Annotated in this window: 16 protein-coding genes and 1 pseudogene; 9 read left to right on the forward strand and 8 right to left on the reverse strand. The window is 72.4% G+C overall.

The features are described 5' to 3' along the window. Positions 1-13 precede the first annotated feature (13 nt). The 7 genes from crtI to AB0G04_RS31030 all read right to left on the reverse strand — a co-directional run bounded on the left by crtI (position 14) and on the right by AB0G04_RS31030 (position 6,169). Positions 14-1,447: a phytoene desaturase family protein gene (crtI, locus tag AB0G04_RS31000; protein WP_360989777.1), complete on the reverse strand. Its 1,434-nt coding sequence runs from the start codon at positions 1,445-1,447 to the stop codon at positions 14-16. Between the two features lie 111 nt (positions 1,448-1,558). Next, positions 1,559-2,641: a glycosyltransferase family 2 protein gene (locus AB0G04_RS31005; protein WP_360989780.1), complete on the reverse strand. Its 1,083-nt coding sequence runs from the start codon at positions 2,639-2,641 to the stop codon at positions 1,559-1,561. After that, a complete protein-coding gene (locus tag AB0G04_RS31010; protein WP_360989855.1) occupies positions 2,638-3,432 on the reverse strand; it encodes a carotenoid biosynthesis protein in 795 nt (264 codons plus the stop codon). Before AB0G04_RS31010 ends, AB0G04_RS31005 begins: the two co-directional genes overlap by 4 nt. Then, positions 3,429-4,007, reverse strand: a complete 579-nt coding sequence (locus tag AB0G04_RS31015) for a GNAT family N-acetyltransferase (protein ID WP_360989782.1) — start codon at positions 4,005-4,007, stop codon at positions 3,429-3,431. Before AB0G04_RS31015 ends, AB0G04_RS31010 begins: the two co-directional genes overlap by 4 nt. After that, a complete protein-coding gene (locus AB0G04_RS31020; protein WP_360989785.1) occupies positions 4,004-4,708 on the reverse strand; it encodes a monooxygenase in 705 nt (234 codons plus the stop codon). Before AB0G04_RS31020 ends, AB0G04_RS31015 begins: the two co-directional genes overlap by 4 nt. Positions 4,709-4,843: 135 nt before the next feature. Beyond that, positions 4,844-5,317: a YbaK/EbsC family protein gene (locus AB0G04_RS31025; RefSeq protein WP_360989788.1), complete on the reverse strand. Its 474-nt coding sequence runs from the start codon at positions 5,315-5,317 to the stop codon at positions 4,844-4,846. Between the two features lie 42 nt (positions 5,318-5,359). After that, positions 5,360-6,169 (reverse strand): SDR family NAD(P)-dependent oxidoreductase, encoded by an 810-nt coding sequence (locus AB0G04_RS31030; protein WP_360989791.1) that lies wholly within the window; start codon positions 6,167-6,169, stop codon positions 5,360-5,362. A 946-nt stretch (positions 6,170-7,115) separates the two neighbouring features. Between AB0G04_RS31030 and AB0G04_RS31035 the strand changes: the two genes are divergently transcribed. Beyond that, positions 7,116-7,715 (forward strand): DUF305 domain-containing protein, encoded by a 600-nt coding sequence (locus tag AB0G04_RS31035; protein ID WP_360989794.1) that lies wholly within the window; start codon positions 7,116-7,118, stop codon positions 7,713-7,715. A 58-nt stretch (positions 7,716-7,773) separates the two neighbouring features. Here AB0G04_RS31035 and AB0G04_RS31040 read toward each other — a convergent pair whose 3' ends face one another. Continuing rightward, a complete protein-coding gene (locus AB0G04_RS31040; RefSeq protein ID WP_360989797.1) occupies positions 7,774-8,250 on the reverse strand; it encodes a DUF4396 domain-containing protein in 477 nt (158 codons plus the stop codon). 825 nt (positions 8,251-9,075) lie between these two features. On the opposite strand from AB0G04_RS31040, the gene AB0G04_RS31045 reads away from it, so the two are divergent. From AB0G04_RS31045 to AB0G04_RS31080, 8 genes and pseudogenes are all read left to right on the forward strand, one after another. Then, positions 9,076-9,477, forward strand: coding sequence for an SAV_6107 family HEPN domain-containing protein (locus AB0G04_RS31045; protein WP_360989858.1), 402 nt, complete (start codon positions 9,076-9,078; stop codon positions 9,475-9,477). Between the two features lie 916 nt (positions 9,478-10,393). After that, a pseudogene (locus AB0G04_RS31050) lies at positions 10,394-11,212 on the forward strand (hypothetical protein); the annotation flags it as partial. Next, a complete protein-coding gene (locus tag AB0G04_RS31055; protein WP_360989799.1) occupies positions 11,212-13,023 on the forward strand; it encodes a DNA polymerase Y family protein in 1,812 nt (603 codons plus the stop codon). The pseudogene AB0G04_RS31050 and the gene AB0G04_RS31055, both read left to right, overlap by 1 nt. Positions 13,024-13,038: 15 nt before the next feature. Then, positions 13,039-16,356, forward strand: coding sequence for an error-prone DNA polymerase (locus AB0G04_RS31060; RefSeq protein ID WP_360989802.1), 3,318 nt, complete (start codon positions 13,039-13,041; stop codon positions 16,354-16,356). Positions 16,357-16,408: 52 nt separating this feature from the next. Continuing rightward, positions 16,409-16,768, forward strand: coding sequence for an SSI family serine proteinase inhibitor (locus AB0G04_RS31065; protein ID WP_360989805.1), 360 nt, complete (start codon positions 16,409-16,411; stop codon positions 16,766-16,768). A 93-nt stretch (positions 16,769-16,861) separates the two neighbouring features. Further along, the gene (locus tag AB0G04_RS31070) at positions 16,862-17,647 is read left to right on the forward strand and encodes a methyltransferase domain-containing protein (protein ID WP_360989807.1); all 786 of its coding nucleotides are present in this window, start codon (positions 16,862-16,864) and stop codon (positions 17,645-17,647) included. Then, complete coding sequence (locus AB0G04_RS31075; protein WP_360989810.1) at positions 17,644-19,041, forward strand: nucleotide pyrophosphatase/phosphodiesterase family protein; 1,398 nt, start codon at positions 17,644-17,646, stop codon at positions 19,039-19,041. Before AB0G04_RS31070 ends, AB0G04_RS31075 begins: the two co-directional genes overlap by 4 nt. A 317-nt stretch (positions 19,042-19,358) precedes the next feature. Continuing rightward, a complete protein-coding gene (locus tag AB0G04_RS31080) occupies positions 19,359-19,751 on the forward strand; it encodes a DUF3040 domain-containing protein (RefSeq protein WP_360989813.1) in 393 nt (130 codons plus the stop codon). Positions 19,752-20,586: the final 835 nt, after the last annotated feature.

Here is a 20,586-nt window from a genome sequence, read left to right on the forward strand (position 1 = left end):
CCCTGACAACGGATCAGGCCGGCCCGATCGCGTCGGCCACGATCCGGGCGGACAGGGTCACCATCGGCAGTCCGCCGCCCGGATGCACCGACCCGCCGACCAGGAACAAACCGTCGACCGGGCCGCGGTTGCCGGGCCGCAGCAGGCCACCCGCGGTGCCGTAGATCGACCCGCCCGGTGCTCCGGTCGCCTCGGCCAGGTCGGCAGGCGTACGCGTCTCGGCGAACTCCAGCCGGTCCCGGACATCAAGACCACGCCGGGCCAATACGTCCAGGACATGCCGGGCGTACGCGTCGGCCAGCCCTGGCCGCCGCCAGTCCACAGCGGACACCGCGGTGCCATGGCGTGCCGCGTTGACCAGCACGAACCACGCCTCGCGCCCGTCCGGCCGCACCGCCGGATCGGCGGCCCGGGTGACGAACACCGCCGGGTCGTCGACCGGCCTGACCCGGCGGCCCGGCCGCGGGAAGATCGCGTCGAACTCGGCGTCGTAGTGGCGCGGGAAGAAGACCGTGTGATGCGCCAGTTCCGGCGTCTCGCCGCGGACACCGAGCAGCAGCACGAACCCGCCCAGGCTGCGGTCGGCGAGCCCGGTCAGCCGGGCCGGGCTCGGCAGCAGATCCCGGTACAGGGTGACGGCGTCCACATTGGCCACCACCACGTCCGCCGGCACGAACCGGCCCGATGCCAGCCGGACCCCGCGCACGCCGGTGTCCGCCTCGATCGCCGTGACCTCGGAGCGCAGCTCCACCCGTACGCCCAGAAGATCGCACCGCGCGCGAAGCGCCGCGGCGAGGGTGCCCAGCCCGCCCGGCAGGTACCAGCCACCGTGGGCCAGCTCGGCGTAGGGGATCGCCGCGAGCGCGGCCGGAGCCCGTCGCGGATCGGTGCCGGTGTAGGTCGCGTAGCGGTCCAGCAGCATCCGCAACCGCGGATCCCGCAGATAGCGGCGGCCCAGCCCGCGCAGCGACCGGCCCGGCGCGATCGCCGCGAGATCACCGACCCGCCAGGACAGCCGGGCCAGCGACGCCGCCGACACCGGCCGCTGCAGCACCGATTCCCAGGACGCGTGCCAGATGCGCGCGGCCCGCCGCCAGAACCGGTCCCAGTCCGCCGCCGCGTCCGGGCCGAGCGCGGCAGCGATCCGGTCGAGGAACACCGCGTGATCCGGCGACGAGTCGAGCACCACACCGTCCGGGAAGACATGCCGCACCACCGGATCCAGCGGCTCCGGCCGCAGCCCCAGCTCCAGCTCGTCGAAGACCTGCGGCAGGGTGAGCAGGCTCGGGCCGGTGTCGAAGCGGTAGCCGTCCCGCTCGTACACCGCCAGCTTCCCGCCGACCTCCGCGGCGCGCTCGTGCACCGTCACCCGATGCCCGGCCGCGGCCAGCCGGACGGCGGCGGCCAGCCCGCCCACACCCGCCCCTATCACCACGATGTCACTCACGACAAGATCAAAACCTTTCCTCCGGTACGGGCGGCAACCACCGTTCCCACCCAGCTGTATCGCACCGCTGTCTCAGAACCGTTGAGACAGCGGTGTGGGCCAGCCGCGGGGTCAGAGGGCACGGCCGCGCCACGACAGGCGACCCTGGCGTTTCAGGTGGAACGAACGGGCCACCAGCCAGGCGAACAGGACGACCGAGACCGGGTGCGCGAACGCGTCCGGGAACATCCGGCCGCCGGTGGCCGCGGCACTGACCAGGCGACCGGTGACCCCGAGCAGGTACGCCACCGCGGCCACGGCCGGCCAGGCACCGACCAGGAACGGCACGGGTGCGGCGTACAGCAGAAGAAGCAGGACCACGACGGCGGCCGCGCCGGGCGCCGACCCGAACGACGCCCAGAGAGATTTGCCGTACCCGTCCGCCAGCTCTCGCCAGGACGAATACATGTGACAGGTGGCCAGCCGGGAACCGTCGGCCAGAGCGATCCGCCCGCCGGACCGTTTCACCGCGCGGGCCAGGCCGATGTCCTCCAGGACGTCGTCGCGGACCGCGGCGTGCCCACCGGCCCGCCGGTAGCCGGCCCGGTCCACCACCAGCCACTGGCCCCCGGCGGCAGCAAGCGACGGGCGCGGGGAGCGTTCCATGCCACGCATCGGCAGAAACGTCAGCCACGACCACTGCAGCAGCGGTTGCACCAGACGCCCGGCGCCGACGATTCTCGGGTACGGGGAGAGCAGCGTCACCCCGCTCGACCGGAGAAGAGTCACCGCACCGGCCACCGCGTCCGGCGCCAGCACCACGTCCGCGTCGACGAAGACCAGCACGTCGGCGTCCCCCGCGTCGTCGGCGAGCTGACGGCAGGCGTTCGGCTTACCCAGCCAGCCGTCGGGCAGCGACCCGCCGGTGAGCAGCCGCACCCGCGGGTCGCCGGCCGTCACCGCCCCCACCACGGCAGCGGTGCCGTCGGTGGACCCGTCGTCGAGGACATGGATACGCAGATCCGGGACACCACGCTGGGCCAGCAGCGACTCCAGGCACGGCGTGACCCGGCCGGCTTCGTCACGCAGCGGCAGCAGCACCGCCACTCGCTCGGTCGTGGCGGCGTCCCGGCGGGGGCGGCGCAACAGCAGCGCGTTGACCACGGTGTGCGCCGTGAGCAGCAGCAACGGCAGCAGGACGAGCCAGGCGGTCACAGCCTGCTCTCTCCGGGCGCGGAGGCTGCCGCCCGGTGCTGCCGGGCGCGGAGCAGCAGCAGCGGCAGCACCGCCGCGCCCATCAGCAGCCCGCCCCACACCGCCGAACCCGGCAGGTCCAGGAAGACGGCATGGGCCAGCACCGACGAGAAGTACGTCCACAGCCAGAGCGCCAGCATCGGAGCGTCGGAGTCCGCCGGCGCCGACGCGGTACGCGCCGCCACCGCCGACAACGCCGTCATCAGCAGCACCGCGAAACCCAGCCAGCCCAGATAGTTGCCGACCGGGACACCCGGCACCCCGGGCAGCGCCGGCAGCGGATCGTGCCAGCGCCAATACCCCTCCGCGACCATCTGCGGATCGAGGAACAGATCCCACGCGGCCAGACCGGCGGCAGCCACCCCGATCCGCGCCACCCGTCCCCGCGCCACCCGTAGCGCCGCCAGCCAGGCCGGCCACGCCATCCAGGTCCACGCCAGCGGGATGATCAGCGGCACACCCAGCAGCTTCGGCCCCAGCTGACCCGAATAGTCGTAACTCCCGAACGGGAACCCGGTCGCCACCCCGACCGCCTCCACCGCGAACCCGCCGAGCATCGCCGTACCCACCAGCGCGGCCGCGGCCCGCGGACCCCGGCACAGCAGCGCGTGCGACACCGACAGCACCACGCCGATCAGGACCGTCGCCATGGTCAGGCCGGCCCGTACCCCGCCCTCGGTCAGCGGATAACAGATCTGGGCCAGAACCAGCGCGCCCAGCAGAAACCAGGGAACCGTGCGCAACGGAGTCAGCCGCCGACCATTCCCGGAGCACCCTCGGCCGGCCGTTCCGCAAGCGGAAGCTCCCGGCCCAGAATCGCGAATGCCCGCTCGTCCCCTGGGAACATGAAATTCCGCAGCACATCGGTGAAACCGAAACGCCGATACAGCCGCCACGCCCGCGACTGGAGCTCGTCAGCCTCCGGAGTGGACAGCAGCACCCGCTTGCCGTCCGCCATCGCCAGCAGCGCCCGCAGCTGCCGCGCCCCCACCCCGTGACCCTGGGCCACCGGGCGTACGTGAAGTTCGACGACCTCGAAACAGCTGGTCAGCCAATAGCCGCGGGACGGCTCGTCCAGCGCCGACCGCACCTGGTCGTGCCACCACTGACCGGCCGCCGACGTGTAGCCGTACCCGAAACCGGCCAGCCGGCCCTCCGCGGTCAACGTCGCCACCGCCCGGAAACCCGGCCGCCGCACGTGCGAGCCGATGTAGCCGCGACGCGTCTGCAGCAACTCCTTGCGATAGCCCATCGCCTCGCCGTAGACGGTCACCACGTCGTCGAGCCGGCGCAGCAGATCGTCCGGTTGCCACGCTACGAGCCTCATCGCTCCGTCTGCTCCTCGTCGGCCGGAACCTCGTCGGTGAGGTTCTCGTTCATCCAGCCCAGCACCGTGCGGTCCCCGGCGAGCTCACGCACCGCGAAACGGGCGAACAGCTCCTCCGCGTACCAGTTGTCGGCGGGTGTACGGGCGATCACCGCGCGATGCTCCGGCTGACGGTACGCGAACGCCGTCAGATCCGCCGTGCTCCGCCACACGCTGACCGTCCCCTGCCAGCCGACCGGCGCCTCACCCACCCCGAACCGGGCCAGCAGACCCGGCGCCGCCGTCAACTCCCGCGCCACCGGCCCGATCGCCCGCCAGAAGCGCAGCGCCCGCGCCGGACGCAACCGGGCCCGGGTCAGCGCCACCACCGGGCCGTCCGTTTTGCGCCCGGTCGGCCGGAACGGGCTCCGGCCCGACCACGAACCCCGGCTCACCAGCGGCTCCAGATCGATCCGGGCCTGCCGCTCGGCGATCGCGTCCCACACCGGGAACCGTACCGGCGCGTCGCTCACCGTGATCGCGGCCCAGCGGGTCAGATCCGTGTCACCGGGACCGAAGGTGGAGCCGGTACCCGTACCCAGGAACTTGCCGAACCGGACCGCTGACAGATGCCGGCGGGCGAACGCCATGCGAAGCATGGCGGAACCGACAGCGCGGCGCGGAACCCGCCAGACATGCAGGCTGACCTGATCGTCGGACATCGCGCCACGTTACCCGCCCGGCGGACCGCCGCGACCTCCGCCGGGGTTTCGCTGTGACGCGGACCGGTCCGGGGTCATTCTTACGCGACCTCCGCCGGGGTCCCGGCCGTGACGCGGACCGGTTCGGCGTCGTTCCTACGCGACCTCCGCCGGGGTTCCGGAGGTGACGCGGACCAGTTCGGCATACGTGATCGGGAAGATCGATTGGGGTACGCCCGCGGCCGCCCACACCACCGGGTACTGCTCCAGATCCACGTCGACCAGCGTCCGCACCGGCTTCGGATGCCCCAGCGGGGCGACCCCGCCGATCGCCTGGCCGGTGTGCCGGCGCACGAACTCCGGCGTCGCCCGGCGTAGCTTCGACACCCCCAGCGCGGCGGCCACCTTGGCCGTGTCGACCCGGTGCGCGCCCGACGTCAGCACCAGCAGCGGCTCACCGTCCGCGTCGAAGATCAGCGAATTGGCGATCTGCCCGACCTCGATGCCCAGAGCGGCCGCCGCCGCGGCTGCGGTGTGCACGGCCGCGTCGAGGATGACGATCTCGGCGGCGTCCGAGCCGGCCGACGTCAACGCGTCCCGCACCGCGATCACATTCGGATGGTTGTGCATCCGAACATTCTGCGTCCCGGCCCCCGCACCGGGACATCGTGCCTACGGTCGCGTGGCGGCGACGCTGGCCTCCCACAGCCGGGCGGCCAGCTCCGGGTCCCCGGCGTGCGCGGCCGTGCCGGACAGCCGGTGACCGGCGTAGTAGCCGCCGTTCACCAGCTCCGCCTCCGGGGCGGTGGCCAGCCACACCAGCAGCTCACCGGCTTTCTCCGGAGTCACCAGGAACGGCGCGAACCGGTAGAAGAACCGGGTCACCCGATCGGCACCGAAGTTCGTCCGCACCACACCCGGATGAAAGGACACGCTGAACACATCGGGCCACCGGCGGGCCGCCTCCGCGGTGAACAGGATGTTCGCCGACTTGCCCGCGCCGTACGCCTGCCAGGAATTGAAACGCTCCGGATCACCGGCCAGCGCCTCCGGGTCCGGGCGGCCGCGATGATGCGCGCGGGATGCGGTGTTCACCACCCGGGAACCGGTCAACCGCTCCCGCAGAAGGTTCGTGAGCAGGAACGGGGCCAGATGATTGCTCTGCATCGTCGCCTCGAAGCCGTCCCCGGTCCGCCGGAACCCGTCGACCATGCCACCGGCGTTGTTCGCCAGCACGTCGATCCTCGGGCAGGCGGCCAGCAGTTCCCCGGCCAGCGCCCGGACGTCGTCGAGCCGCTCGAAGTCGGCCCGGAGAACCATCGGCTCACGCCCGCCGCCCGCCGTCCGCACCGCAGCCGCCGCCGCGGCCAGCCGGCCCGGATCCCGCCCGACCAGAACCACCTCGTCACCGCGAGCGGCGAACTGCTCAGCAGCCGCCAGACCCACACCCGAACTGCCCCCGGTAACCACGACCGTCGCCATGTCACCCATCGTATTCACGATCGTCCCCGTGCGGCCCTCGCCGGCCCGTTCCACTCACCTTTTCCACTCGCCGCCGCCTTCTCCGCGATGTTGTGAGGGTGCGGCTGCGGCCGGGGTGCAACCTCACAACATCGTCTGGCTGCGAGTGGTGGTGGTGGGTCTTCGCGGCTTTTACGCATTTTGGGTGGCGGCCGTGTCTTGAGGGCGACCGGATCGGTGTGGGTACGGTGATCGGTGTGTGGATCAAGGTGAGCGGTGCGGTGTCGCGCCGGGCGGCCTGGTGGCTGCTGCTCACCTGTACGGTGATCGGCCTCACCTCGATCCACACTCTCGGGCACGGGCCACTCTCGTCCGTTCTGCACACCGCGCAGTCCTCGGTTCCTGTCGCCTCTGGGGCCGGGAATGCGCATGCCGTTCGGTCGTCCGTCGAGTTGCGGGATGCGGCGGGGTATATGCCGGCCGGCGGGCCGTCGGCGGGGTTGCCGAGTGCGGGGTTGCCGAGTACGGCGGGGGATGCGCTCGGCGGCTTGGTTGCGGCTGGTCCGGTGGATGAGGTGAGGGCTGCGCCTCACGTCGATCTCTTCGACGGCCGTCCGGGGCGGGACGGGGCTTCGTGCGAGCGGGCTGGGTGTTCCGGGGACGGTGGGCGGCATGGCGGGCATGGCGGGGGCGGCGGGCATGGCGGGGCTGTGTGGAACGTCTGCCTGGCGGTGCTCGCCGGTCTGACCGTGCTTCTCCTGCCGGGGTGGCTTCTGCTGCTTCTGCTGCGCGGGCGGAACGGTGGCCGGGCGGGTCGCCGTGCAGCGAACACCGGTGGCCGGACGACACGTGCTTCGCCTCGAACTGCCGGTGTCGGGTTACGGCTGGCCTCGGTGTCGGTGTCGCGCATATAGCGGGAGGCTTTCGCCCCGTTCATCCGTACGCTGACAAAAGGACTTTGATGTTGATGAAACGAATGATGCCGCGCTGTGCAGTCATGGGTGCCGCCCTGGTTCTCACCTTCGCCGTCGCGGGATGCGGCGGTGGACACACCTCCGGGCACTCCGCGGGTTCCGGTGCCACGTCCGTCTCGCCCGCGGTCTCCGGCGCCGTCTTCAACGAGACGGATGTGGCGTTCGCCCAGCACATGGTGGTGCACCACCGGCAGGCGATCGAGATGTCCGCGCTGGCCCCGGAACGCGGCGGTACCGAGGTCAAGGAGCTCGCGGCCTCGATCTCGGCCGCGCAGGGGCCGGAGATCGCCACCATGACCGGCTTCCTCGCCGCGTGGGGGCAGCCTGCCCCGGCGGAGGGGGCCGGGCACGGCGGGGAGCACGCGACGATGCCGGGCATGATGTCCGGCGCCGACATGGCGAAGCTGGCCGCGTCGACGGGGCCGGCGTTCGACGAACTGTTCCTCACCATGATGATCGACCACCACACGGGTGCGATCACGATGGCTCGTGGTGAGATCGACGGCGGCGCCAACCCCGCAGCCAAGGCCCTCGCCTCGAAGATCGTCGCCGATCAGCAGTCGGAGATCGCCGAGATGCAGGCGATGCGGTAACCCTTCCGCTCCGGACGGACACGGGCGGCCGGGCATCACCCGGCCGCCCGTGCGCTTCTCAGTGAGCGTGGTGCTGATGTGTCACCGCGTGTCCCTTGCCCCGGCTGATCAGCCAGCGGTTCACCGGCACCGTCAGTACGAACGCCACCGCCAGCGCGAAGGCGAGCGAGGCCCAGAACACCGGGCTGGCCAGGCCGGCTTCCATGGCGCCCGGCACGGTGAGCATGACCGCGTTGTCGATGATCTCCATGACGGCGATCGACACGGTGTCGGCGGCGAGGGCGAGTTTCAGCGCGGTACGGAAGTCGATGCCCGACCGCCGCAGCGGGCGCATCGTCAGCGCGTAACCGAAAAGGAACGCCAGCGCGACCGCGAGCACCACGGTGGGGCCGGCGGACCAGCCCAGTGCGGTGCCGATCACCATGCCGAGCACCTCGCCGATGGCGCAGCCGGTGAGGCAGTGCAGTGTTGCCTGAACGGCCGTCCGCCACGATGCCGCTGACCCGTGTCCGGTGTGGCCGGTGCTGTGAATCATGGGGTGCCTCCTTCGATACTTCCTGACTCCACCATACCCCCCGGGGGTATCTGTGGGAAGGATGCCGGCACCCGGCCGCCTGTGACGTGAGTCGTCGATCATCCGTTCGAAAAAGGTGGTGGGAGGGGCGTCGAAGGTTGCGTTTTTGTCGGAGGGGGGTGTTAGTCTCTGCAGTAGTTAGAACGGATGTTCGAAAGGGTGTCCGTTCAGCTCCGGGGGCGTGTTTCGCGGCATGCCTCCCGGGTGCGGCGCCCGCGAAGTGCCGCACGCGTGGTCCGGGCATTCGCGGGTCCGGGCCTCGTTCAAGGCAGGCCGTCGCTCGCCGCCCCCGACCCCCGGTGGCGGGCGACGGACCCGCCGGCGGCGCCGGCCGGGTGTGGTGTGGGGAAGCTTCGCACCAGGCCGGCTTGCCGTCGGGCGACCCCCGCGGGTCGTCCACCGGGGCTCCGGCCGCCCGTTGGAGCCCCGGTTCCGGCCCTGCCGATGCGGCATGCTGCGTCTTCCTCCGCAGCGATCGGTTCGACCCACCAACGTCGGATGCGGAACAAGCGAGGAGAAACGACGATGGCGAGCACCACGGCCCCGGGCCTCACGGCGGCTCCCGCTCCGGCACACGCCGGCCCGGCCCCAGCCACCGGCCCCACGCGTGTCCCGGCCCCGGCTGTCGGTCCTGCCCGTGTCCCGGCGCAGGCCGGAGGCCCCGCCGGTGTCCCGGCCCCGGCTGCCGGCTCCACCCGTGTCCCGGCACAGACCGCGGGCCCCGCTCGTGTTCCGGCGCAGGCCGCCGGTGGGTCCCGTGCGGAGGCGCCCACGGTCCCGGCGCACATGCTGCCCCACCGGACTCCCTCTCAGCTGCTGTCGATCGCGCGGCAAGGCCTGACCGAGGCGGCGAACACCGCGCCCGACGGCCTGCGCTACGCGACAGCCCACCTCGCCGCTCTGCGCGCGGCCGCGGCTCTCCTCGCCGCCCGTGCGCGGCCATCGGCTTCGGGCCGCCGGGCCAAAGCGACAAGTGCCTGGTCACTCCTGGTCCTGGTGGCGCCCGAGTTCAGCGACTGGGCCGGCTATTTCGCCCTCGGCGCCAGCAAGCGCGCGGCCGCGGAGGCGGGCATCCCGCACGTGGTGACCGCTCGTGAGGCCGACGACCTGCTCCGGGCCGCCGAACAGTTCGTGACCGTGGCGGAGTCCTCCCTCGGTCTGTCCTACCAGCCGCCACTCGCCGCATGACCAGCCCCGGGATCCCGGTGACCCGGCCGCCCTCTCGCGGTGGGTGACCCCGGCGCTCGGGCCGTGCGTCTCCTGCCGGCTTCGGGTGGCCATGTCTCCGATCCGGAGGAGCGCTGACCGTTCCCGGTCGCCGGACTTTCCCTCCTTCCCGCTGGACGGCTCCTATGCCGCCCACTGAGGCGACGTCCGGGCTCGAGTGCTCCTCAGGGGGTTGTGGCAGCCGTGCGCTGCCGGCCGGGCTCACGGCAGGAGGTCGTGCTCGCGGCAGGAGGTCGTGCTCGCGGCAGGAGGTGCCGTGCTCGCGGCAGGGGGTGGTTCGTGTGACCTGGTCGGTCCGGAAGTGCCGGGCCGGCAGGGGGACCGGACGGCGTCGGCGGTGGGCGGCCCCGGGCATCGGCGCGGTGGCCGGCTGTAACCGGTGGGCCGCCGTGTGGTGGTGCTGAAGGAGTCCGGCCGCGTGACGGGGGTTGCCGTTCGGTGGTGCTTGACGGGGAGCAACAGAGCGGGGCATGACGTGGCAGGGCGCATGATCAGTGGTGCGACCGCCCTCGCGGGACTGGTCCGGACGGCCACCGGCACCGACGAGCCCGGCGTGGACCGGATGCTGCCGGTGGCGGCCGAGCTGAGCGGGCTGTTGCCGGGGCGCGGGTTGCGCCGCGGCGGAACCATCGCCGTCGCGAACGGGCCGGGCCGTCCGCCCGGCTCTCACCATCAGGCCGGCTCTCACCAGCAGGCCGGGTCCTACCGGCAGGCCGACTTCCGGCGGCCGGCCGGTGTGCATCAATGGGCTGACGGGGCAGTCGCCGGCCCGGGGACGGCCACCGGCCGCGGGGCAGTCGCTGGTCCGGGGACGACCACCGGTCGGGGCAAGGCCGCTGATTTCGGTATGGCGGCAGGTCCGGTGACGGCGGCCGGTGGGAGTACGTCGCTCATGCTGGCGTTGCTCGCCGCCGCGTCACGGAACGGGTCCTGGTGTGCTGTTGTCGGGATGCCGTCGCTGGGCGCGCTCGCGGCCGCCGAGAGCGGCATCGTGCTGGAACGGCTCGCGCTCGTCCCGGATCCGGGGCCGGACTGGCCCACCGTGGTCGCCGCCCTGATCGACGGGGTGGACATCGTGGTCACGGCGGTACCCGGTCCGGTGTCGTCGTCGATCATCAGCCGGCTGGCAGCCCGGGCCCGGCAGCGGGGAAGTCTGCTGGTGCCGTTCGGCGACTGGTCCGGCGCGGATGTGACCCTCCGGATCGGCGGCGGCCGGTGGGAGGGGCTCGGCGCCGGGCGGGGACGGTTGCGCCGCCGTGAGGTCACCGTTCTGGCCCAGGGCCGGGGCGCTGCCGCTCGCCCTCGGCAGATCACCATGTGGATGCCCGGTGTCTCGGTGCGTCCCGCCGGCATTCCGGCGGCCCCACAACGTGTCGGGGAGGCCGCTTGGCTGCCGTCGTCGCCTCGTTTCGGGGAGCCCGCGTCGCTGTCGTCGTCGCCTCGTTTGGGGGAGGCCGCGCCGCTGCGCAGTGTCGGCGGGGCCTCGCCGCGGGCCCGTTCCGTGCCCGGGCCGTCGCCGGCCGGGGAACCGGGCCGGCTCCGGGCCGCCGCTGATCAGCCTGCGCTGCCGGGAACTGACGAGCCTCTCCGGAACCGGGCCGATGCCGCGCCGGAGAACGGTGAGCACACGGGGTCACCGGCGATGCCGGAGCGGGCTCCGGGAGTCTGCCCGCCACGGACCGGGCGGGGGGCGTGATGGAGTCGGCGGTTCGTACGTTGCTGGTCTGGTGTCCGGACTGGCCGGTCGTCGCGGCCGAGATCGTGGCGGGTGTGATCGCCTCGGAGCCGGTCGCGGTGTTCTTCGGCAACCGGGTTCTGGCGTGCTCGGACGCGGCCCGGCGCGAAGGGGTGCGGCGAGGACTGCGGAGGCGGGAGGCGCAGGGACGCTGCCCGCAGCTGGTGGTGGTCGAGCACGATCCCGGCCGGGACGCCCGGGCCTTCGAACCGGTGGTGGCGGCGGTCGAGGAGGTGGTGGCCGGGGTCGAGGTGCTCCGGCCGGGGGTGTGCGCCGCCGCGGTGCGGGGGCCGGCCCGGTATTTCGGCGGCGAGGAGATCGCTGCGGAGCGGATCGTCGAGCAGGTGGCGCTGGCCTGTGCGGTGGAGTGCCAGATCGGGATCGCCGACGGAGCGTTCGCCGCCGGGATCGCGGCCCGGACCGGGCGGATCGTGGAGGCCGGGCAGAGCCGGGAGTTCCTGTCGTCCGTACCGATAGGGGCCCTTGAGGAACCGGTCCTGACGGATCTGCTGAAGCGGCTCGGTGTGGTGACCCTCGGGGATTTCGCGGCGTTGCCGCCGGGGGACGTGCTGACCCGGTTCGGGTTCGAGGGGGCGCTGGCGCACCGGCTGGCCTCCGGTGGGGACACCCGGCCGCTCGCGGTGCGTAAGCCGCCGCCGGACCTGGCGGTGGAGGAGACCTACGACGAGGTACTGGACCGGGTGGACGTGGCGGCGTTCGCCGGCCGGGTGCTGGCCGAACGGCTGCACGAGCGGCTTGCGGCGCACGGGCTGGCGTGCACCCGGCTCGGGATCGAGGCGGTGACCGCGGACGGGCAGGAACTGTTCCGGGTGTGGCGGCACGACGGGATGCTGAGCTCCGCGGCGATCGCCGAGCGGGTGCGGTGGCAGCTGGACGGCTGGCTGACCGGGGCGCGGCGCGGGCGGATGGAGCAGCCGACCGCGGGGCTGGTGCGGTTGCGCCTGGTACCGGACGGGGTGCTGGCCCATGTCGGGCTGCAACCCGGGTTGTGGGGTGAGGCGGGGGACGGCCGGGAGCGGGCGCACCGGGCGTTCAGCCGGGTGCAGGGCCTGCTCGGACCGGAGGCGGTGCTGACCCCGGTGCTCGGCGGCGGGCGGTCGGCGGACGACCAGGTGCGCCTGGTGCCGTGGGGGGACGAACGGGCGCCGGAACGGCCGTCGGCGGAGCGGGCCGAGCCGATCCCCGGGATCGAGACGGTTCCGCTGCTGAGTCCCGGGCTGACGCTGGTCGGCGACGGCGGACCGGAGACGAACGGGCTGACGCTGGTCGGCGACGGCGGGCCGGCGACGAATGGGCTGACGCTGGTCGGCGACGGCGGGCCGGCGACGAACGGTCAGATGGTGATCGGCCGGCAGGAGGGTTTCACGATGATCGAGGTGGGTGCGGCCCGGAAACGGCGGCGGGTGGCCCGGCCAGCCCCGCTGCCACCGTGGCCCGGGCGGCTGCCGAAGCCGTCCCCGGCCGTGGTGCCGGCGCATCCGCTTCCGGCGGCGGTGTTCGACGAGGCCGGCGACCCGGTGGGGGTCACCGCCCGGCTGGAGCTGACCGGCGCGCCGGCGACGCTCCGGATCGACCGTCGCGAACCGGTGGCGATCACCGGCTGGGCCGGGCCGTGGCCGGTGGACGAACGCTGGTGGGCGCCCGGCGAGGCGCGGCGCCGGGCCAGGTTCCAGATGCTGCTGGCCGACGGGCGGGCGCTGCTGCTCTCGCTGACCGGCGGTCACTGGCTGGTGGAGGCGTTCTATGACTGACCGAGGGGGCCGGTGATGGGGTTCAACAATCCGGATGTCCCCTGGTCACGGCTGGAGGGGGCACTCTCCGGCCGGGTGGCGGACCCGCTCGCGGTGGACGGCGACGGCGGGGACTCGCCGGCGTGGACGCGGAAGCGGGAGCCGTACCGGGCCGCGCCGAACCTGGTCCGGGCGGAGAGCCGGACCAGGTACGCCGAGCTGCACTGTCACACCAACTTCAGTTTCCTGGACGGCGCGAGCCATCCGGACGAGCTGGCCGAGGAGGCGGCGCGGCTGGGCCTGACCGGGCTGGCGGTCACCGACCACGACGGCCTCTACGGGGTGGTCCGGTTCTCCCAGGCGGCCCGGGAACTGAAGCTGCCGACGATCTTCGGTGCCGAGCTGTCGCTGGGCCTGACCCGTCCGCGCAGTGGTGAGCCGGATCCGGAGGGTCCGCACCTGCTGGCGCTGGCGCACGGCCACGAGGGGTACGCCCGGCTGGCCCGGGTGATCTCCGAGGCGCAGCTGCGCGGCGGCGAGAAGGGCCGGCCCGACTACGGCAGCCTGGAGCAGGTGGCCGCGCTGCTGCGCGATCACGTCCTGGTGCTGACCGGCTGCCGCAAGGGCACGGTCCCACTGGCCCTGGCCGCCGGTGGGATGGAGCGAGCGGCGTACGAGCTGGATCGTCTGGTCTCGAATTTCGGCGCCCCGAACGTGGCCGTCGAGCTGACCGACCACGGCGACCCCTACGACGACGACCGCAACGACGCCCTGTCCGACCTGGCCCGCAAGCGCCGGCTGGAGGTGGTGGCCACCAACAACGTGCACTACGCGGTCCCGTCGCGCCGCCGTCTGGCGACCGCCCTGTCCGCGGTCCGGGCCCGGCGCAGCCTGGACGAGATGGACGGCTGGCTGCCCGCGGCCGGTGCCGCCCACCTGCGCGGCGGTGACGAGATGGCCCGCCGGTTCGCCGCCTATCCGGGAGCCGTGGAGAACGCCGCGATGTACGGCGGCGACCTCGCCTTCGACCTGAACCTGGTCGCGCCGAGGCTGCCGGACTACCCGGTCCCGCCGGGCCACACCGAGATGAGCTGGCTGCGCGAGCTGACCATGCGGGGTGCGGGCGAGCGTTACCGGGACCAGCCGAAAGCCTACGAGCAGCTGGAATACGAGCTCCGCATGATCGAGGAGCTGGGCTTCCCCGGCTACTTCCTGGTCGTCTACGACATCGTCCGGTTCTGCCGGGACAACGACATCTACTGCCAGGGCCGTGGTTCGGCGGCCAACTCGGCGGTCTGTTACGCGCTCCGGATCACCAACGTCGACGCGGTGAAGCACAAACTGCTCTTCGAACGGTTCCTCACCCCGGAACGGGACGGCCCGCCGGACATCGACGTCGACATCGAGTCGGACCGGCGTGAGGAGGTCATCCAGCACGTCTATCAGAAGTACGGCCGGGAGCACACCGCCCAGGTCGCGAACGTGATCTCCTACCGTCCCCGGTCGGCGGTGCGGGACATGGCGCGGGCGTTCGGGTTCTCCCCGGGCCAGCAGGACGCCTGGAGCAAGCAGATCGACCGCTGGGGCGACGTGGCCTCCGCCGACAGCGACATACCGCAGCACGTGGTGGATGCCGCCAACGAGGTGCAGAACTTCCCCCGCCACCTGGGCATCCACTCCGGCGGCATGGTCATCTGCGACCGCCCGATCATCGAGGTGTGCCCGGTGGAGTGGGGCCGGATGCCGGGCCGCACGGTCCTGCAATGGGACAAGGACGACTGCGCCGCCGTCGACCTGGTCAAGTTCGACCTGCTCGGGCTCGGGATGCTGTCGGCGCTGCACTACGCCTACGACCTGATCGAGGACACGCTCGACATCGGGACGATGCCGCTCGACGACCCCGAGGTCTACGCGATGCTGTGCCGGGCCGACTCGGTCGGGGTGTTCCAGGTGGAGAGCCGCGCCCAGATGGCCACGCTGCCCCGGCTCAAGCCGCGTGAGTTCTACGACCTGGTCATCGAGGTGGCGCTGATCCGGCCCGGACCCATTCAGGGCGGCTCGGTTCACCCGTACATCAGGAGGAAGAACGGTCTGGAGAAACCCGATGTGCCGCATCCGCTGATGGCGAACGCCCTGGCCAAGACCCTCGGGGTGCCGCTCTTCCAGGAGCAGCTGATGCAGCTCGCGATCGACGTCGCCGGTTTCGACCCGGCCGAGGCGGATCAGCTGCGGCGGGCGATGGGCTCGAAACGCTCCATCGAGAAGATGGAGAGGATCAAGACGCGGCTGTACGAGGGGATGGCCGCGAACGGGATCACCGGTGCGCTCGCCGACGACCTGTTCGTGAAGCTGTCCGCGTTCGCCAGTTACGGCTTCCCGGAGAGCCATTCCATGAGCTTCGCCTACCTCGTCTACGCGAGTGCCTGGCTGAAGCGCTATCACCCGGCGGCGTTCTGCGCGGCCCTGCTCAACGCGCAGCCGATGGGCTTCTACTCGCCGCAGACGCTGGTCGACGACGCGCGCCGGCACGGTGTCGAGGTCCGGCGGCCGGACGTCAATCTCAGCGACGCGGCGGCGACGCTGGAGAGCACGTCGGCGGACCGGTGCCGGAACGGGCCGGGGGAGCCTCCGCACGCGTGGGGGATCGGCGGGCCGGCGGTCCGGCAGGGCCTTTCCCGCATCCGCACGATCGGGGCCGAACTCGCCGGGAAGATCGAGCGGGAACGGCGTACCCATGGTCCTTATCGGTCGATGACGGATCTCGCGCGGCGTACCGGATGCTCCGCCGGCCATCTGGAGGCCCTCGCCACCGCTGACGCCTTCGCCGGTTTCGGGCTCTCCCGCCGGGAGGCGCTCTGGGCGGCGGGAGCGGCCGCCCAGGACAAACCGGATCGCCTGCCGGGGACGGTGACCGGCGTCGAGGCGCCTCCGCTGCCCGGCATGAGTGATGTGGACGTGCTGGTCGCGGACGTGTGGGCGACCGGGTTGTCGCCGGAGACGCATCCGGCCCGGTTCCTGCGCGCCGAACTGGAGCGGGCGGGTGCGCTGCCGATCGACAGACTGGCCGAGGTGGAGGGCGGCACCCGGGTGCGGGTCGGCGGGATCGTCACGCACCGGCAGCGGCCGGCGACGGCGGGCGGGGTGACGTTCGTGAACCTCGAGGACGAGACCGGGATGCTGAACGTGACCTGCTCGCCCGGTCTGTGGCTGCGCTACCGGCGGGTCGCTCGCACGAGCACGGCGCTGCTGGTCCGGGGCCGCCTGGAGAAGGTGGAGGGGGTGCTCAACCTGATCGCGGACCGGCTCGACGCGGTCTCGCCACCGGTTGCCTCGACTTCTCGCGATTTCCGGTGATTTGCACCTTTGGCGGTGTACGGTGCTCTGCGAAGTCATCCGGGGGTGCATCATGATCCGAACGATGATCGGTCTCGCCGCGGCGCTCGTCGTCCTCACCGGCCAGCCCGGTCCGGCACACGCCGCGACCGGCGCCAATCTCACGTTCACCTATCAGGACAAACGGGCGAAGCTCACCTGCGACCCGACCGGCGGCGGCCACCCGAAGGCGACCCAGGCCTGCGCCACCCTGCGCGGCATCGGTGGCAACCCGGCCCGGCTGAAAGGCGGCGATGCGCTCTGCATCCTGCTCTACCAGCCGGTCACCGCCCGGATCAAGGGCACCTGGCGCGGGCGGACCGTGCAGTGGCAGCAGACCTACGGCAACAGCTGCGAGATGAACCGCGCCACCGGCGTCCTCTTCGACTTCTAGGCGGGGCCGGGCTTCCAGGGCGGCCCCGGTGGCCGCCCGTGGGTTCGCGCCTGGCTCCCGACTGCCTTGCGGGTCAAGGGCTAGGCTGCTCGCGTGGAAACTTCTGCGCGTACCGGCCGCCCGCACGTCACGGCCCGCACCGCCGCGGTCTGGACCGTGCTCCGGCGCGAACTCGACCGTCAGGCCGGCCGCGAGCTGACCGTGCTCGACGTCGGCGGCGGAACCGGCGGATTCGCGGTGCCGCTCGCCGAAGCCGGCCACAACGTCACGGTGATCGACGCCAGCCCCGACGCGCTCGCCGCGCTGACCCGCCGCGCCGACGACGCACGCGTCGCCGACCGGATCCGGGCCGTGCAGGGCGACGGCGACGCGCTGGCCTCCCTCGTCGAGCCCGGCACCGCCGACCTCATCCTCTGCCATTCGGTGCTCGAGGTCGTCGACGAGCCGGTCAAGGTGGTCGCCGCCATCGCCACGGCGCTGCGTCCGGGCGGCGCGGTCAGCCTGCTCGTCGCGGGACGGGCCGCGGCGGTTCTCGGCCGGGCTGTCAACGGCCACCTCAAGGCGGCCGCGTCGCTGGTCACCGACCCGGCGGGCCGGGCCGGGCCGCGCGACACGCTGCTTCGCCGCTACGACGTGGCCGGGGCCACCGCTCTGCTCACCGATGCGGGGCTCGAGGTCGAACAGACCCATGGCGTACGTGTCATCGCCGATCTCCTGCCGGCGACCGTGCTGGAGGAGGACCCGCAGGCCGTCCTCGAACTGGAACTGGAACTCAGCAGCCGGGCGCCGTTCCGGGACGTCGCGTCCCAGCTGCACCTGTTCGCCCGCCGGCCGGACGTGCGCGACTCCTCCAGCGGGGTCGTCGCGGGGCTGACGTGACCGGCCCGGCCGCCTCCGGACCCGTTCCACCCGGATCTTCCTCTTCCGGGCCCGTCCCGGCGGAGGGCGGCTCGTCGTCCCGGCCTCTCTCTTCCGGGTCCGGTTCGTCAGGGCTTGTCTCGCCTGAGGGCGGCTCGTCGTCCGTACCGGCGGATGGGTTGCCTGATGAGGCATTTCGCCCGGTCTTTCCGGCTTATGGTGCCGGAAGTCTGGCCGACCTGCTGCCCAGCGTCTGCGCCGTGCTGGGGATTCCGGGGATGGCCGACGTTCTCGGGCTCCGCGAGCGGCTCGACGGGGTGGACCGGATCGGTGTCCTGCTGATCGACGGGCTGGGCGCCTATCAGCTGCCGCTCGCCGCACCCTTCGCCCCGACTCTGGCTTCGCTTTGCGGGGCTGCCGCTTCCTTCGGTGGAGCAGCGGTCTCCCCTGATGGCGCTGCCGCTTCTCTTGGTGGTGGTGCCGTTTCTCCTGGTGGTGATGCCGCTTATCCTGGCCTTGCCACGTTGACCGCCGGGTTTCCCTCGACCACGCCCGTCAGCCTGGTCACCATCGGCACCGGGGTTCCGCCGGGGGAGCACGGAGTTCTCGGCTTCACCGTCCGCCGGCCCGACGGCCGGGTGCTCAACCACATCCACTGGGCCGACGACCCCGACCCGTACCAGTGGCAGCCGATACCGACCGTCCTGGAACGTGCCGCAGCTGCCGGATCGGCCGTCACCCTGGTCAGCCGCTCGCTGTACCGGGGAAGCGGCCTCAGCGTGGCCGCCCACCGGGGCGCCCGGTACCAGGTGGCCGACGACGGCCCGGCGGTGGCCGCGGAGATGCTTGCGGCGCTGCGGGCGGGACCCGGACTGGTCTACGGCTACCATCCCGACCTCGACAAGGCCGGCCACGAGGACGGTGTCGGGTCACCGGCATGGGAGGCGGCGGCCCGCGGGGTCGACCAGATCCTCGACCAGCTCGCACACGGTCTCCCGCCCGGCGCCGCGGTGCTGGTCACCGCCGATCATGGGCAGCTCAACGTGCCGGCGGAGGGCCGGTACGACCTGGCTGCCGGCCCGCTCGCCCACGGCCTGATCGGGGTGACCGGAGAACCCCGGGTCCGTTATCTGCACGTCGCCGACGGGGCGCTGGACGACGTGGTGACGACCTGGCGGGAGGTGCTCGGCGACGACGCCCGGGTGCTGCACCGGGACGAGGCGATCGCCGAAGGGTGGTACGGGCCGGTGTCACGCGCACACGCCGCCCGGATCGGCGAGGTGGTCGTACTCTGTCGCGGCCGGGCGGTGGTGGTCGCGTCCGGCTGGGAACCGGACCGGGCCGGGCAGCTGGTCGCCTACCACGGATCGTGCACGGCGGCCGAGATGACCGTACCCATGTTGATCGTCCGATAAGATCTATTTGCGTCAGTCGATTTGCCTGCCTCCCGGCGGCTTCTCTTCGGATCATGTATTGAGGCAGCTCACGGGCCGTGATCACGGCCACATGCTGCGGTGACGGACGCGTTGTGCGGCTGAGTGATCGGTCTTTTGGGACGAACCGATCTTCCGGGCTCGGAAAATCACCCGCACTCGGCGGTCGTCCCGCTTTCCGACCCGCCAAGCCGCTCGTAGACTTGCGTGGTAAGGCAGCCGACGGCTGCCCCGCATCATCACACCTGCACCACCCCGACCCCAGCACGGGGCCGGACATGCGCCCGGGGAGGAATGCCGTGCCGCTCTCGGAGCACGAGCAGCGGCTGTTCGATCAGATCGAGCGGTCGCTTGCCGAGGACCCCAAGTTCGCCTCGGCTGTGCGGGCCAGCGACCCGCGTTTCCACGCACGGCGCCGGCTCCTCGTCGCCGCGTTCGTGATCGTCCTTGGCTTGGCCCTCCTCGTCTACGGAGCCGTCAGCCAGAACACGCCGCTCGGCGTCGCCGGGTTCGTCGTGATGCTCGGATCAGCAGCCTTCGCGATGCAGTCGCGGCGCCGCGTCCAGACGCCCGACCTGAAATCCGTCGGCGGGACCGCGTCGCGACGCACCCGCCAAGGTGGTCGCAAGAGCGGCGGCTTCCTCGAACGCCTCGAGGACCGCTGGCGTCAGCGCCCGGAGGGCCATCGCTGACCCACCCGAGCCGGCCCGCGAAGCCGGTTCTCGACGAACGGCGGCCGACACCGGCCGCCGTCGTCGTGCGTCTGCATGCGCGCGAGCCCACCCCCCGCTCCGCCCGCATTTCCGCCTGACCTGCCCTAACGCCCGCCGCGCCGCTTGCCGTGCCGTGCCGTGCCGCTTGCCGTGCCGTGCCGTTTGCCGTGCCGTGCCGTTTGCCGTGCCGTGCCGTGCCGTTTGCCGTGCCGTGCCGTGCCGTTTGCCGTGCCGTGCCGCTTGCCGTGCCGTGCCGTGCCGTGCCGCGCCGCCTTGCCGTGCCGCCTGCCGTGCCGCCTTGCCGTGCCGTGCCGCCTGCCGTGCCGCGCCTATTGCTGCGTGGGCCGCTTTGCCCGCATGCGCGCGAGCCGTGCTGCGGCTGTCCCGTCCGTGTGTCGTTCCGCTTCCCGTAGGCGCCCTCTCGCGCCGTCCCGTCTTGGGGCGTCCGACGTTGTGCCCGGTGTCGCACCGCCGCTTCTGCTCGACGCCGTGCGGGTTCGTCCCGCAGCACGACCGTCGCCTGCCCCGCCGCTAGCTAACCCCCAGCTGTCACAGACCGCTGTTTCAGGGTGGCTGAGGCAGCAGTACGGCACAGCCCTTCAGAACCGGCTGGCACCCACCGCTGTTTCAGCGCGGGGGAGGCAGCGGTGCGGTACAGCCACCGAAGACCGGCTGTCGCTCACTGCTGTCTCAGCGCGGGTGAGGCAGCGGTGCGGCACAGCCGGGCGAGCCGGCACATGCGGTGCGGGGCGGCGGCACGTGACGGAATGGAATGCGGAAAGGCGCCGCCCCGGAGGGCAGCGCCTTTCGTGCC

The organism is Actinoplanes sp. NPDC023801 (assembly GCF_040639655.1).
GTDB lineage: Bacteria > Actinomycetota > Actinomycetes > Mycobacteriales > Micromonosporaceae > Actinoplanes.

What these genes read in the sequence shown, in the direction of transcription:
- AB0G04_RS31015 (WP_360989782.1), bottom strand. Translation starts at nt 4,007, where the DNA reads ATGAGGCTCGTAGCGTGGCAACCGGACGATCTGCTGCGCCGGCTCGAC.
- AB0G04_RS31020 (WP_360989785.1), bottom strand. Translation starts at nt 4,708, where the DNA reads ATGTCCGACGATCAGGTCAGCCTGCATGTCTGGCGGGTTCCGCGCCGC.
- AB0G04_RS31025 (WP_360989788.1), bottom strand. Translation starts at nt 5,317, where the DNA reads ATGCACAACCATCCGAATGTGATCGCGGTGCGGGACGCGTTGACGTCG.
- AB0G04_RS31030 (WP_360989791.1), bottom strand. Translation starts at nt 6,169, where the DNA reads ATGGCGACGGTCGTGGTTACCGGGGGCAGTTCGGGTGTGGGTCTGGCG.
- AB0G04_RS31035 (WP_360989794.1), top strand. Translation starts at nt 7,116, where the DNA reads ATGAAACGAATGATGCCGCGCTGTGCAGTCATGGGTGCCGCCCTGGTT.
- AB0G04_RS31040 (WP_360989797.1), bottom strand. Translation starts at nt 8,250, where the DNA reads ATGATTCACAGCACCGGCCACACCGGACACGGGTCAGCGGCATCGTGG.
- AB0G04_RS31045 (WP_360989858.1), top strand. Translation starts at nt 9,076, where the DNA reads ATGCTGCCCCACCGGACTCCCTCTCAGCTGCTGTCGATCGCGCGGCAA.
- AB0G04_RS31055 (WP_360989799.1), top strand. Translation starts at nt 11,212, where the DNA reads ATGGAGTCGGCGGTTCGTACGTTGCTGGTCTGGTGTCCGGACTGGCCG.
- AB0G04_RS31060 (WP_360989802.1), top strand. Translation starts at nt 13,039, where the DNA reads ATGGGGTTCAACAATCCGGATGTCCCCTGGTCACGGCTGGAGGGGGCA.
- AB0G04_RS31065 (WP_360989805.1), top strand. Translation starts at nt 16,409, where the DNA reads ATGATCCGAACGATGATCGGTCTCGCCGCGGCGCTCGTCGTCCTCACC.